Origin of the sequence: Dyadobacter sp. 3J3 (assembly GCF_009801115.1) — a bacterium.
Classification (GTDB): domain Bacteria; phylum Bacteroidota; class Bacteroidia; order Cytophagales; family Spirosomataceae; genus Dyadobacter.
In genome coordinates, this window is sequence record NZ_VTOL01000020.1 from 53,255 (window position 1) to 67,398 (window position 14,144).

General features: G+C 39.5%; 11 protein-coding genes. 4 read left to right on the forward strand and 7 right to left on the reverse strand.

The window, feature by feature from the left end; translation table 11 throughout:
• Window positions 1–17: 17 nt before the first annotated feature.
• Window positions 18–1,085, reverse strand: a complete 1,068-nt coding sequence (locus FZF08_RS28415) for a glycosyltransferase (RefSeq protein ID WP_159477156.1) — start codon at window positions 1,083–1,085, stop codon at window positions 18–20.
• A gap of 62 nt (window positions 1,086–1,147) precedes the next feature.
• Window positions 1,148–2,152, reverse strand: coding sequence for a glycosyltransferase family 2 protein (locus tag FZF08_RS28420; protein ID WP_159477158.1), 1,005 nt, complete (start codon window positions 2,150–2,152; stop codon window positions 1,148–1,150).
• Window positions 2,153–2,380: 228 nt separating this feature from the next.
• Between FZF08_RS28420 and FZF08_RS28425 the strand changes: the two genes are divergently transcribed.
• On the forward strand, window positions 2,381–3,499 hold the full coding sequence (locus tag FZF08_RS28425) for an alpha/beta hydrolase (protein ID WP_159477160.1): 1,119 nt from the start codon (window positions 2,381–2,383) through the stop codon (window positions 3,497–3,499).
• 19 nt (window positions 3,500–3,518) lie between these two features.
• Here FZF08_RS28425 and FZF08_RS28430 read toward each other — a convergent pair whose 3' ends face one another.
• From FZF08_RS28430 to FZF08_RS28440, 3 genes are all read right to left on the reverse strand, one after another.
• Window positions 3,519–4,646: an acyltransferase gene (locus FZF08_RS28430; RefSeq protein ID WP_159477162.1), complete on the reverse strand. Its 1,128-nt coding sequence runs from the start codon at window positions 4,644–4,646 to the stop codon at window positions 3,519–3,521.
• 356 nt (window positions 4,647–5,002) lie between these two features.
• Window positions 5,003–6,181: an acetyl-CoA C-acyltransferase gene (locus FZF08_RS28435; protein ID WP_159477164.1), complete on the reverse strand. Its 1,179-nt coding sequence runs from the start codon at window positions 6,179–6,181 to the stop codon at window positions 5,003–5,005.
• A 163-nt stretch (window positions 6,182–6,344) separates the two neighbouring features.
• Entirely contained in the window at window positions 6,345–6,575 is a 231-nt protein-coding gene (locus FZF08_RS28440) for a PspC domain-containing protein (RefSeq protein WP_159477166.1), read from the reverse strand.
• Window positions 6,576–7,018: 443 nt separating this feature from the next.
• On the opposite strand from FZF08_RS28440, the gene secA reads away from it, so the two are divergent.
• On the forward strand, window positions 7,019–10,363 hold the full coding sequence (secA, locus tag FZF08_RS28445; RefSeq protein WP_159477168.1) for a preprotein translocase subunit SecA: 3,345 nt from the start codon (window positions 7,019–7,021) through the stop codon (window positions 10,361–10,363).
• Between the two features lie 157 nt (window positions 10,364–10,520).
• Window positions 10,521–11,180, forward strand: coding sequence for a phosphatidylserine decarboxylase family protein (locus FZF08_RS28450; protein WP_159477171.1), 660 nt, complete (start codon window positions 10,521–10,523; stop codon window positions 11,178–11,180).
• On the opposite strand, the gene FZF08_RS28455 is transcribed toward FZF08_RS28450, so the two are convergent.
• Together FZF08_RS28455 and FZF08_RS28460 are read right to left on the reverse strand one after the other, a co-directional pair.
• A complete protein-coding gene (locus FZF08_RS28455) occupies window positions 11,172–11,792 on the reverse strand; it encodes a rhomboid family intramembrane serine protease (RefSeq protein ID WP_159477174.1) in 621 nt (206 codons plus the stop codon). The genes FZF08_RS28450 and FZF08_RS28455 overlap by 9 nt on opposite strands.
• 65 nt (window positions 11,793–11,857) lie before the next feature.
• Window positions 11,858–12,832, reverse strand: coding sequence for a polyprenyl synthetase family protein (locus tag FZF08_RS28460; RefSeq protein WP_159477177.1), 975 nt, complete (start codon window positions 12,830–12,832; stop codon window positions 11,858–11,860).
• 373 nt (window positions 12,833–13,205) lie between these two features.
• On the opposite strand from FZF08_RS28460, the gene FZF08_RS28465 reads away from it, so the two are divergent.
• The gene (locus FZF08_RS28465) at window positions 13,206–14,036 is read left to right on the forward strand and encodes an aminotransferase class IV (RefSeq protein ID WP_159477180.1); all 831 of its coding nucleotides are present in this window, start codon (window positions 13,206–13,208) and stop codon (window positions 14,034–14,036) included.
• Window positions 14,037–14,144: the final 108 nt, after the last annotated feature.

A 14,144-nucleotide genomic window follows, 5' to 3' on the forward strand; every position in this document is an offset into this window, starting at 1 on the left:
ATGCTCAGATTTGCTACTTAAATATTCTTACCTGTTGTGAAGTTTTCAATTATATTTTGCCAATGGAACACGCCCTTTTCAACGCTGTATGCAAGTGCTTTCTTGCGTGAAAAATCTTTGTCAAAACTCGATAATTTGTTGTTCCACTGCAAAATACTTTCTGCAAATAACGGAATATCCAGATTGGGTACGATGGTTCCCAGCCCCGGCGTAATAAATTCAGTAGGGCCGCCGCTTGCGAAAGAAACAATCGGTTTTCCCAACCAGGCAGCTTCAACTAAAACCATACCGAAGGGCTCCTGCCGGGAAGTGAGCATAAATCCGTCGGCGGCTTCCATGTAAGAATAGTAATCTTCTTTTTGTGGGCCAGCCAAATGGACTTTGACGTTTTTTAACTGTTCACAGCGCTTTTTGGTCCAATATACCAAACCATCATTGCTTAAACTACCAACCCAAACCAAGTGTACTCTGGCATTTTTTGGTATTTGTAATGCAATATCCGGAAGCAAATCGAATCCCTTACGTTCAGAAGAAGTCCCGGACATCATCCAGACAAAATCAGTTGGACCGGCACCCCATTCCTGTCTTATCTTACGTACTTTCTCTTGATCCGGAGCTATTTCGTCCAGATCAACAAACGGATATAATCGCCTGACAGTTTTACCACCAGCTTCTGTAAGACATTTACAAACAATATCAGAACAGCCAACAAGCAGATCGGAATCTTTTATTATCGTTTCAAAATCATGACTGTTCACCTGTGAATACATAGCAGAAAGCTCGTGAATATGAGAAATCACAGGAATACTAAGTTCTTTTGCAATTTTGATTACGTCAGTCAGCATTACCGTATTGACGTACCAAAGATCAGCTTGGAAATCCCTGGATATTTTCTTTATTGCTCTGTGGATCGGGTGAAAACCAAGGTGAAAAGCAACTTTCTGAGAAAAGGAAAATTTGCCGGGTGCGATAAAAACAGGAATGTCTGCGGGCAGATCAAGAATCAGTTCCCCTTCTGCAAAACACACGAGCCCAGCTTCAAATTTACTTCTGTCTAAATATTTAAGGATATAATAAATAAGCATTTCAGATCCCGTTCGTGTGGCGTACGGGGTAAAAAAAAGTATTTTTTTTCGTTGGCTAACATTCATGATATGGTGAGTAAATCTATATTTTCGGAAGGTTTAATTTTATATAATTGCTTCCGGGCAAAAAGAGTCGGCCAGAAGTAATGCAGCAAAACCATGGTTTTACGGGTAAAAATAATCTGGGTTTTTAAATTGCCGAAAGGATTTTTCTTCTGTCTAATATTTAAAAGCATTTTCCACAAGAAAAGTACCGGTATCATGGAAACATAATGCAATATCATCAGGAGATATGGGCCAATGCCATACTGTTTTCTAAGCCAAAGCATATTGGAAACCTGCATTTGTGTGCTGAATCTGTTAATCCAGGAAATGCTGGTCCTGCGGAACGGATTGTCGTTTTCGAGATGAATGAAAGTACAGTCTTTAAAATAGCATAGTTTACCTTGCTTAGCTAACCTGCCCGACCATTCCACATCTTCACCATACATAAAAAAATCTTCATCAAATCTCCCGGAAAGTTCGGCTGCCTCACGTCTTACAAAAATGAAAGCACCTACAAGCCAGTCGCATTGGCCGTCATTTTTGTATTCTGGTTCAGGATAAAGCTTATTTAAGATGCGGTCAATCATTCCGCTTGGAGGCAAAATGAAGAAGGTTTTATGGAATTCGTTGAAGCTTTTATAAAATGGCATTGGACTGCCATCCGCATACTGCTGCAATGCGCCTGCTGCCGATATGTCTTTTTGCTCCTCCATTTGTGTCAGGAAACGGCCTATTACATTATCAGTTACAAGTGTATCAGCATTTAAGATTAGAAAATACCGGCCTTTTGCAGCTTTCATCCCTTCATTATTTGCTCTCCCAAATCCTGAATTATATTCCATATCGATCCAGTTAATTTCAGGATATTGCTCTAGCACAATATTTTTGCCCCCATTTTCGGGATCGTTGTCTACAATTATTATTTCAAAAGTAACGCCGGATGTATGTTGGTAAATGGATTTTAAACAATTAATTATGAGTTGCGGGGTACGATAATTGATAATGATAATGGACACATCCATGAATACGGCGTATAGTTAATAAGGCAAAAATAAAGATTCTATCTGGAAGACAAGCAAATCGGGCAAAGAGGGAATAAAAATAGCACTTTTGTTATCGAACGGCTACCTTACACGAAAATTTAATATGTTTTCCATTTTTTGTGATTAAAAATGTTGGTTTTCATTAGTACTTTTACCAACTAAATTCTTCCTTTAAATCAGCATTTACCTGCTCAATGCAAATTATTAATGCTTTACAATGTCTGTTTTCGTTTTCTGATCCTGATAGTAACTACTTCCGTTTTTTTTTCCTGCGCTTCTACGAGCCAGCCAAATCCTGATGGCGATAAAACCGATCCAATGGATACCATCGCCTTCCCTTTTCCGGATACAACAGCATTTGCAGCAATAAACAAAACGGATAGTATTTTAGGGAATTCATCACGGTTTGGAGATGTGGATATTTTCCCGGAAACGGCTTTGGCAAGTAAAACAGGAATTTATAGTAAAGCCAATGACTATACAGGTAAATCAGTTGATCTCAATTTCTCATTTCTTGCTCCAATCAGTGATACATTGAAAAAACGGCCATTCGTTCTTTTTGTCCATGAAGGTGCTTTTTTGTATGGATCGCTGGATAACGAAATTGGAAAAGCAAAATATTTTGCACGGAAAGGGTATGCAGTTGCGGCGATCAACTACCGATTAGGTTTTAACGGAGGAAGTGAAAGCAATATTTGCGGAAGTAATAAACAGGAACTTGTACGGACGATTTACCGGGCAGTTCAGGATACTTATGCGGCTCTTTTTTATTTTACCAGCAACGCAGAAACACTAGGCATCGATGTATCACAAATATTTCTTGCAGGCAGTAGTGCCGGGAATATTACGATTTCTTCGCTTGCCTACACCAAAGAAGCTGATTTTGAGGTTTTGGATCCCGGAATTATAAAATTATTAGGAGCGCTGGATCCCCATCAAACAACCAGAAGATTTAAATTAAGAGCACTACTTACTTCTTTGGGATATGGTTTATTAAAAGGAAGCAGCGTTTCGGCGGTGACAATAAAACCAACTATTTTTTTCCAGAGAACAGGGGATAATGTTTTACCGTACGAAAGTGGACCGCTGTTTTTTTGTTCGTCCTATCCGGTAATATCCGGCGCGAAAACTACATCAGATACCCTGGTGAAATTCAAAATGCCTTTTGAACTTAATTATGAAAAGGAGACAGGGCATTTATTAAGTTTTCCGGAAACATATATCTCGCAGCGTTATACATTATTTGTAAAACGGTTTTGGAATAAAGATTACCGGCAGATAATTTCTGAAAAATACACCGTTATTTCTGACAAGAATATAAATTGAAATAAGTAGATTTTATAACTTAAATTTTAAATTTTGTTATAAAAATGGAATGTAATTTTTTTTCTATTAACTGGTAAGAAATGTGAGATAGAATAAGCGTGAAAGAGACATTAAGAAAAAGCGTTGGAGCACCTGACCAAAGTGCGGGAATAGAAAGCAGATCAAAAATATAATGGATAAGTACCGCCACTGGAACATGCCATAAATAAACGGAAAAGGAAATGTCGCCCAGATAAATTAGCCAGGATGGATATTTTATTGATTTTCCCCGGGTATAAAAAATCATTGCCATAAACGCCATTGCCATCGAAAGTCCCCAGTAAAGAGGCCCATGCCCGCCATAAAATCCGGAAAAATACTGCCATACAGCTATTACAATTACCGAGATCACAACAGTCCGCGATTGAAAAATGATTTGACAAATACTTGCCGGAATTGGTGTAATATAAAACAGTCCGATTATCGTCCCATAGACAAATTCCCAAATGATTGGGTTCGTTATCAGATTAACAAGCAATGAATTGTAATTCCGTGTTTCCAACGGCCTAAATGTCAAATTCCCGTAAGCAAGCGGTAAAATTATAAGGGTTGAAACGATAAGTACCGCAAAAAGAAACCATTTGTATTTCCCGGCAAATAAAGAAATTGAGATAAGTAGATAAAAATACATTTCGTAATTGAGGCTCCATCCGACACCCAGATAAGCATAGCCCAGGAATGGAGGATCGAGATAGCTCAACGGAATAAACAAAATACTTTTGAGGATTTGGACCACAATAGTCAGCGATATATTGGCTACAACCGGGGCTACAATGATTGCGTAGGCCAGGGTTGCGATAACGTATAATGGCCAGATACGTAGGAATCTTTTAATAAAGAATTTTTTCACATAAAGAATCCCTCCCGATGAATTTCGGGTCACGAAAACCATAATAAATCCACTGATCACAAAAAAAAGATCGACACCGGCCGCTCCTGAATTAAATAAAAAATCCAGTTCTTTTTTTAGAAACTCACCAGGTCTAATAGTATCCTTAAAATGAAAAATAATAACCATAACTACTGCAATACCGCGAAGAACCTGAATGATGTCGATCTTCCCGGTAGTTTTTATTAATTCCTTTGGAGGAAAGTAATTGCTGGTCATTTAGGGGTGTTTAATTAACTCTTGTGTGTGTAAAATAAGTATAAAGATTCGTTATAAACGATATTTTTATGGCCTGTTAATTGTAAAAAGTATAGCGTTTCTAGTATTATAACAATAGAAAATGATCGGTTAATATTCAATTTTGTTCAAACGAACCTGGAAAGAGTGTTACCGGATTTTGTAAAATTTAATTTGAAAAATAGTGCAATTAATTAACAATGAGTACTTTATTAAGTATATAATTTATTCGTAACGGCGATATTTTTCGTGTTGGTTTTAAATGAAAATTGTCAACAGGAAAATTATTTAATTTTCCTGTTGACAAAAAGAAAGTCTGGTTTATTTAGTAACCGGTCTTAATTTAATCTTTCATAAATTCCTGCAACGCCCTGTCCGCCTCCAACACAGGCTGTCACCATGCCATATTTCTGGTTTCTACGTTCCATTTCATTGAAAAGCTGAACCGAAAGACGGGCTCCTGTTGACCCCAAAGCATGCCCTAACGCAATGGCGCCTCCATTTGGATTTACAAGTTCGGGGTTAATACCGAGCTCCTGAATGACCGCCAAAGATTGGGCAGCAAAAGCTTCGTTTAACTCAATCTGTTCAATATCTCCAAGTTGCAATCCTGCTTGTTTCAGCGCTTTTGGTATAGCGGCCACTGGACCGATTCCCATAATTCTTGGATCTACGCCTGCTGTTGCATAGGAAAGCATACGTGCGATTGGTTTTAGACCTAGTTCGTTTACAAGCTTTTCAGACATTACCAGCACAAAAGCAGCTCCGTCAGAAGTTTGAGATGAATTTCCCGCTGTTACCGAACCACCAGCAGCAAAAACCGGCTTTAATTTATTTAAAGCTTCGAGCGTTGTATCTGCACGCGGACCTTCATCTTTGTCAACAATGGTTTCTTTAATTTTTTTCTTGCCGGAAATCGGATCAAAGTAAGTTTCCTGGACTTTGATCGGGACAATTCCACTATCAAACCAGCCTTCCTTTTGTGCACGCAGTGCTTTTTGATGCGATTGAAAAGAAAATTCATCCTGTTTTTCACGGCTGATATTAAAATCTTTTGAAACCTGCTCGGCCGTTAATCCCATACTGAGATAATAATCCGGATGATTTTGGGCAATTTCGAAATTCAAAGCCGTTTTCCAGCCCATCGTCGGCACCAGCGACATTGATTCTGTTCCTCCGGCGATAATACAATCAGCCATTCCTGCATGGATTTTGGCAGAAGCCATCGCAATCGCTTCCACTCCAGAACCGCAGTAGCGATTGATGGTGATACCTGAAACGCTTTTGGGCAGAGACAAAAGCGCAACATATCTTCCCATTTGCATACCTTGTTCTGCTTCCGGAACGGCATTGCCGACAATGACATCGTCAACACGCGCAGGATCAAGCTGCGGGATTTTTTCTAAAATATATTTAATGACATCAGCACCAAGATTGTCTGGCCGGGTAAAACGAAAACCACCACGGGTAGCCTTTCCAACCGCGGTGCGGTAGCCGGCAACAACATATGCGTCCATAGATTTATAGGTTAGTTTATCAACTGAATTTTCAGTGAGATTTTTGACAAAAGAAAATTAGTATGCCTGCATACTATCGTAAAATTAAGAATTATATGTAAAACAAAAAACCGACTGAATAGTTTTATTCTGTCGGTTTTCAATATGGTAATTGATGAAGTCCTTAATGTGCTACCGGATTTTCAAAGTGGTCGATAGCTTTTGCTTTTTTAGGCATTGCAATCCACAAAATGATGTAAAAAATGAAAACCGGAAAGTGTGATGGAATAAAGAAACTCATCACAAAAAGTACTCTGACAATCACTACATCTATTTGTAAATAATCAGCGATACCAGCTGCTACGCCACTTATTACTTTATTATTTACGTCGCGGAATAATCTATTATTGTTCATGGCTATGTTCGTTTTATTTGTTATTGTTGATTCAAAGGTACTAGGTGATACACAGTAGTTGTTATTAATCTATATGAGTGGTTTGAGGAAGTGAAAAGTGGTTGTTTTTGAGGAGCAATAGCAGGAAGCAAGGTCTGAATTGTTTGATCTATTATTTTTTGTTAAAATTTACATGCGTTGTGTCTTACACCTTTAAATTGTTTCGTTTAATAAAGTAGAGAAACGCTGGAATTATGTCTTGAAATAAGAATGTAAGCTTTACGGGAATTGAGAATAAACATTAAAATACCCTTAGGATTATCTGATATATTGCTGATTACTATGCGCAATAAATTACATTTGTAATTGAAAAATGAACTGAAACGCTGACAATCTGACATTTTGGGCTGTTCAGGCTTGATATTTTTTAATAAAATTGAACGATTCACAATACCTATACTATCATGTTTAAAATATTTTCGAAGCTATTCGGCACGAAAGCAGAGCGCGACTTAAAGGAATTGACTCCTTACGTTGGCCTGATCAACGCAGAATACGCGAAACTGGCTTCCTTGTCCAACGATGAACTTAGAGCACAATCAGAAGGACTGAAAGCACATATTGCTTCTGAATTAAAATCGATTGATGATCAGATTGTAACGCTGAGAGAGGAAGCTGCTGCTGAACCCAACGTGGATAGCAAGGAAGCGATTTTCAAGAAAATCGATGCACTTGAGTTGGATCGTAATAAACAACTTGAAGTAGTATTGCTGGATATTCTTCCAAAAGCTTTTGCGATTGTTAAAGATACTGCCCGCCGTTTCAAGGATAATGAAAGTCTGGAAGTAACTGCTTCTTACTTTGACCGTGAAATTGCAACGAAGAAGAAAAACGTTGTTATCACGGGTGATAAAGCTGTTTGGAATAGCACCTGGGATGTAATCGGCCAGCCGATCAAATGGAGTATGCAGCATTATGATGTGCAGCTTATTGGTGGTGTTGTTTTGCATCAGGGAAAAATCTCTGAGATGGCTACCGGGGAAGGAAAAACCCTTGTGGCGACTTTACCTGCGTTTCTTAATGCGCTTGCTGGTTTAGGTGTTCACATTGTAACGGTGAATGATTACCTGGCAAAACGTGATGCGGAATGGAATGCGCCTCTTTTTGAATTCCACGGTATGAGTGTAGATTGTATCGATCGCCACCAGCCAAATACAAACGAACGCCGTAACGCTTATAAAGCAAATCTTACATACGGAACAAATAACGAATTCGGTTTTGATTATCTACGTGACAATATGTCACGCACTACGGAAGAGCTTGTTCAGCGTAAACATCATTACGCTATGGTGGATGAGGTCGATTCTGTTTTGATCGATGACGCCCGTACGCCTTTGATTATCAGTGGCCCTGTTCCTCGTGGTGACGAACAGGAATATCTAGAGCTAAAACCTCGTGTTTCAAGAATCGTTGAAGCACAGAAAAAACTGGCAATGGATTTGCTGAATGAAGCAAAGAAAAAAATTGCTGCGGGTGACAAAAAGGAAGGTTCTCTTGCGCTTTTCCGCGCTCACCGCGGTATGCCAAAATATAAACCGTTAATTAAATATTTGAGTGAGTCTGGTATCAAGCAATTGATGCAGGAATCGGAGTCAATTTATTTGGCAGAAAATCAGAAACTGATGCCTCAAGCTGATGCTCCTCTTTTCTTCACAATTGACGAAAGACAAAATAGCATTGAATTGACTGAAAAAGGAATTGACTTTCTTACCGGTGAATCGGAGCAAACCAACTTCTTTATCCTTCCGGATATTGCGGTTGATCTGGATATGATTGAAAAAGATCAGTCCTTAAATGAGCAGGAACGTGTCATTCAGAAAGAAGCGTTAATTCGTGATTATTCTGTAAAAACTGCCCGTATCCATACGGTCAATCAACTTTTGAAAGCGTATACACTTTTTGAAAAAGATGTGGAATACGTGATCATGGATCAGAAAGTTAAGATTGTTGATGAACAAACCGGTCGTATTATGGACGGTCGTCGTTATTCGGACGGTCTTCACCAGGCGATTGAAGCAAAAGAAAATGTACGCGTTGAAGATGCGACACAGACTTACGCGACTGTAACACTTCAGAACTATTTCCGGATGTACCACAAACTTGCAGGTATGACGGGTACGGCTGAAACGGAAGCAGGTGAATTCTGGGAAATCTATAAACTGGATGTTGTTTCAATTCCTACCAACGTAACAGCAGTTCGTAAAGATCACGAGGACAAAGTATACCGCTCGGTACGTGAAAAATATAATGCGCTTACAGATGAAATCGTAGAATTGGTTGAAGCAGGTCGTCCTGTTTTAGTTGGTACTACTTCGGTTGAAAACTCAGAAATTATCAGCCGTATGCTTACGCTTCGTAAAATACCACATCAGGTATTGAATGCGAAACAACATCAGAAAGAAGCAGAAGTTGTTGCAGAAGCGGGTAAGCCAGGTACTGTAACGATTGCAACCAACATGGCTGGTCGTGGTACGGATATTAAGCTAACCCCCGAAGCGAAAGCAGCAGGTGGTTTGGCAATTGTTGGTACAGAACGTCATGAAAGTCGCCGTGTAGACAGGCAGCTTCGTGGTCGTGCTGGTCGTCAGGGTGATACCGGTTCTTCGCAGTTCTTTGTTTCATTGGAAGATAACCTGATGCGTCTTTTCGGTTCAGACCGTATGGCGAAGGTTATGGATAAAATGGGCTTGGAAGAAGGCGAAGTGATCCAAAGCGGCATGATTACCAAATCGATCGAACGTGCGCAGAAAAAAGTAGAGGAAAATAACTTTGGTATGCGTAAGCGTCTTCTGGAATATGATGACGTAATGAACTACCAGCGTGATGCAATTTATACCCGTCGTCGTAACGCACTTTTCGGAGATCGTCTGGCAGTCGATATTGCCAACACGCTTTATGATGTTTGTGAAGAAGTGGTTGCTAACGCAGGAACCTATACAGAACTTGATCTTGCAACGATTACAACGTTGGGAATTGAACTTCCTTTCAGCGAAAACGATAACGTTTCTCTGAAACCACAGGAAAAAACACAACGTCTTTACGAAGCTGCTGAAAAACATTATCAGGATAAAAATCACGAAATTTCAGAAAAAGCATTGCCGATTCTGCAATCAATTCATACAGAACGCGGCGCTACAATTACTGAAATCATGATTCCATTCAGTGATGGAATTCGCCAGACTGGTATCGTTGTAAATCTTAAAAAAGCTCTTGCAAACGGCGGCCATGAGATTACACATGAAATGGAAAAGGCGATTGTCCTTTCACTGATCGACCAGGAATGGAAAGAGCATCTTCGTGAAATGGATGATTTGAAACAATCGGTTCAGAATGCTGTGTTCGAACAAAAAGATCCATTGTTGATCTACAAATTTGAATCGGTTGAGCTTTTCAAACGCTTCCTTAGCAAAGTAAACTTTGATATGGTTTCGTTCTTAATGAAGGCTGATATTCCACAGGAAGATGCTGCTCCGGCTCCGGTTGTTCAGCAAACCGTAAGACGCCCGACACCAGCTCCTGTTCTTCAAACCAATCGTGATGAAGATTTTGATGCTGATCTGGACGGACCCAATGAATACGCCCGTCAGATGGAATCCACTACAAAGGCTCAGCCAATCAAAGCGGATAAAATCGCGGATCGTAACCAAAAAGTTTCCGTTCAGTACCGCGACGGGCGTGTTTTACGTGATGTGAAATATAAAAAAGTTGAGCAGGAAGTTAAAAATGGTGAGTGTGTTGTTATTGAATAATGACAATCATCAGGCATAACTAAAAGAATATATAGTTGAAAAATAAGAAGCCTTGCCTTTCTAAATTAGATCGGCAAGGCTTTTTGATACGTGTAAAATCAAGATTTATACGATATTTGTATTTTTAAAGACAAAGAGTAAACGAAATTCCCCTTTCATGAAACTTCATAAAGAAGGTTACACGATCATGGCGATTGCCGCCATTATATTGATTCTGATTAATGTGGGCATAAATATGCTGCTTCCCGAAGGATATTGGATCCCGAGAATCACGTTGGTTGCCAGTATATTTATATTTTTTCTTATCGTACAATTCTTTCGTGTACCGACACGGGTTGTATCAAAAGGCGAAAGCCAGGTTATCGCTCCGTGTGACGGAAAAGTAGTTGTAATTGAGGAAGTAGTAGAAAGCGAATATTTCAAAGGTCCGAGACGTCAGATCAGTATATTCATGTCGCCGATCAATGTGCATGTGAACTGGAATCCGGTGAGTGGCGTGATTAAATATTTTAAATACCATCCGGGATTGTATCTGGTAGCCTGGCATCCAAAATCGAGTACGGAAAACGAACGTACTACGGTTGTTACAGAAACGTCGTCAGGTGTTGAAGTTTTATTCCGCCAGATTGCCGGAGCAGCTGCACGCCGTATTCGCTGGTATGTAAAAGAAGGAGATAAAGTTGAACAGGGAACCGAAATGGGTTTTATCAAATTCGGCTCCCGTGTTGATATTTTCTTACCGCTTGATGCAGAAATTAAAGTTAATCTTCAGGATAAAACGGTTGGTAGTATTACAGTTCTGGCGGAATTAAAATAATCGCCAGGTTGCAATTTGCTCAAAGAAACCAGGTACTGCGGCCGGATAAACAACGGCCATAAATACCAATCCAAAAATAGCACCATAAATGTGGGCGCTGTGGTTGACATAACTTCTGCCACGGCGTCCTTCATAAATCGAGTAGCTCAGGAAGAGAATTCCGAATATAAATCCGGGCATACAGATGAAGAAATAAAGACAAACTTGCATAAGCGGCGCATATAAAAACGCAGCAAATAAAACCGCAGAAACTCCACCAGAAGCTCCCAGAGAATTATAATTGGAATTGTTTTTATGCTTTAAAAAAGTAGGAATATCAGAGACGATAATTCCAACGATGTATAAAAACAGATAATAAACGGTTCCACTTGGCCCGAAAAGCATACTGAAAAGTCTTTCAATCCCTTCTCCTACAAACCACAAACTCAGCATATTGAAAATTAAATGTCCAAAATCGGCATGAATAAATCCTGAGGTAATAAATCTGTAATATTCATTCCGTTTGGTAACCTTGTAAGGATTCATAATCAGCCTATCCATGAGAAGCGAATTATTGAAGGCGTAATAACTTATACCCGATGTTATTATGATCAGTATGAGGGTGATAGACATAATTTCTGTTTAGTAAATTAAAAATGAAAGTTGAAACGCGGTAATTTTTACCGATTATCAACATTTTATTGTTCCCGTTCCACAAGCTGGTAAACGAATTTTAGCAATGATTTTTTTCTTTCCGGATCCACAGCTAACCTTTCCAGACAATCAATTCCTTTGGCAAAATAGTCACTGATCTTTTGCTCTGTCAAAGCGCGGATGCCCAATGTATCATATATTCCTCTCACGGCGGCTACTTTTTCGTCTTTGTCAAAATTTTCAGCGGAAATCCAGTTATTTAATGCTTCACCGGTTTTTCCTTCTGCATTTGTTAAAGCTTCAATCAGTAAAAACGTTTTCTTATTGGCAATAATATCTCCGCCAACAAGTTTTCCAAACTTTTCAGGATCGCCGTAGACGTCCAATAAATCGTCTTTTAACTGGAAGCCGATTCCCATACTTTCTCCAGCTTCATATAACAGCTTTGTCGCCTCCGAATCTGCTCCGCCGATAATTCCGCCTAATTCCAGTGCAAAGCCCAGCAGGACGGACGTTTTGAGGCGTATCATGTTTAAATATTCTTCTTCGGTAACATCCCAGCGGGTTTCAAAATTCATATCCAGCTGCTGTCCTTCACAAACTTCGGCCGCCGTCTGGTTAAAACGCACCAGCACATTCCTCAGATTTTCTTTTTTTATATCAATCAAAAAATCATAAGCCCTGATCAACATTACATCTCCGGACAAGATTGCGGTATTGGCATTCCACTTTTCATGCACGGTAAGTTTTCCCCGGCGAAGCGGTGCCTTATCCATAATATCATCATGCATCAAAGTGAAATTGTGGAAAACTTCAATGGCTATGGCAGGTTTTAAAGCATTTTTCCAGTCATCGGTAAAAATTGACGCAGCCAGTAAAGTTAAAAGCGGACGGAAACGTTTGCCGCCAAGGGCCATAATGTAACGTATCGGTTCGTAAAGTTCAGCAGGAGATTCTCCGTAAGAAGTTTGTTCTATTTCAGTTTGCAGGGTTTGCAGCAAATTTTCTGTTGTTGTCATTCTTGGCTTGTTACTACGTATTCAATCCTATTGAAAACGAATTATTTTGATCCGAAATTTTCTCTTTTGATGAGAACTACGCAAAGTAGCTAAATCCTGTTGATAAACTCAAAGGTTAGTGGGATGAATGGTTCTGTATTTGCATTAAATGTATTGAACTAGTAGAAAATGTAGTAATCCGAAGTATCCGTTTAATTATTTCTCAAAGCGAATTATTTGAAAAAATATTCTTACCATATTTGGATATCGTTAATCTTTTTTCTGCCACGAATGCACGAATTTACACTAATCATGTTTTGAGCGAATGATTAAACATTAGTGAATATTTGCGGTCCGCCGCGCGGTGTATTCGTGGCTAAAATAAATTGTACCAATGCCTTTTCATCTATATTTCAACGGAGAAATTTCTCCCCTGGATTCTACTATTTTTAAATCAAACGATCTGGCTATTTTGCGCGGCTTCGGTATGTTTGATTATTTTCGGACTTACAACGGCATTCCTTTTCGCTGGGATGATTACTGGCAGCGTTTTGAGAATTCGGCCAAGCTTCTCAAACTTCCCCTTCCTTTAAACCAGGAAGAAACGGCTGAAATCCTGGCTGATCTTCATGCGTTATCGGGTGAACAGGAAGTCGCTTTTCGTTTTGTTTTGACGGGCGGTTATGCACCTGATAGTGTTCATGTCGTGAAACCAAATTTTTTGATCAGAACAGAAGCTTTGCCTCAGGATAATCCGGCAGGATTGTTAAAAGGAATTAAAGTTTTGCCTTATCAATACGTTCGGGATCTGCCGGAAATCAAAACGACAAACTATGTTCATATGGTTTTGATGGCTGAAGATATGAAAAAACAGGGAGCATCTGATCTGCTTTTTCATAAGGATGGTGAAATCAGTGAACTGACGAGAAGTAATTTCTTTCTTTTCAAAGGTGATACGCTGATCACTTCGAATAATAATATTTTAAACGGAATTACGCGCCGTGCGGTTTTGGAGCTGGCTGAGCCACATTTTAAAATAGAAATTCGTCCGGTTTTATACTCCGAGCTGGCAACAGCCGATGAAGCTTTTACAACAAGCACAACGAAGTGGGTAATGCCGGTAGTTCAGATAGGCGATAATCCTGTGGGTGACGGTAAGGCGGGCCAGCGAACCCTGTCATTGCAGGATGCATTTAAGAAAGTGATTTTGAACTGGGGGAGATAAATTTTTTTCCTAATTTTTGGCTCTTTTCTTGGTTTTTATTACCCGTCCGACGGCGGAAAAGCCGTCGGACGGGTGGCTTGTGAAAAAGCCTTTGGGATTAAATCAGAT

Bases quoted from the DNA above. Each gene is read 5' to 3' on its own strand.
- FZF08_RS28415 (WP_159477156.1), bottom strand. From the start codon at position 1,085: ATGCTTATTTATTATATCCTTAAATATTTAGACAGAAGTAAATTTGAA.
- FZF08_RS28420 (WP_159477158.1), bottom strand. From the start codon at position 2,152: ATGGATGTGTCCATTATCATTATCAATTATCGTACCCCGCAACTCATA.
- FZF08_RS28425 (WP_159477160.1), top strand. From the start codon at position 2,381: ATGCTTTACAATGTCTGTTTTCGTTTTCTGATCCTGATAGTAACTACT.
- FZF08_RS28430 (WP_159477162.1), bottom strand. From the start codon at position 4,646: ATGACCAGCAATTACTTTCCTCCAAAGGAATTAATAAAAACTACCGGG.
- FZF08_RS28435 (WP_159477164.1), bottom strand. From the start codon at position 6,181: ATGGACGCATATGTTGTTGCCGGCTACCGCACCGCGGTTGGAAAGGCT.
- FZF08_RS28440 (WP_159477166.1), bottom strand. From the start codon at position 6,575: ATGAACAATAATAGATTATTCCGCGACGTAAATAATAAAGTAATAAGT.
- secA (WP_159477168.1), top strand. From the start codon at position 7,019: ATGTTTAAAATATTTTCGAAGCTATTCGGCACGAAAGCAGAGCGCGAC.
- FZF08_RS28450 (WP_159477171.1), top strand. From the start codon at position 10,521: ATGAAACTTCATAAAGAAGGTTACACGATCATGGCGATTGCCGCCATT.
- FZF08_RS28455 (WP_159477174.1), bottom strand. From the start codon at position 11,792: ATGTCTATCACCCTCATACTGATCATAATAACATCGGGTATAAGTTAT.
- FZF08_RS28460 (WP_159477177.1), bottom strand. From the start codon at position 12,832: ATGACAACAACAGAAAATTTGCTGCAAACCCTGCAAACTGAAATAGAA.
- FZF08_RS28465 (WP_159477180.1), top strand. From the start codon at position 13,206: ATGCCTTTTCATCTATATTTCAACGGAGAAATTTCTCCCCTGGATTCT.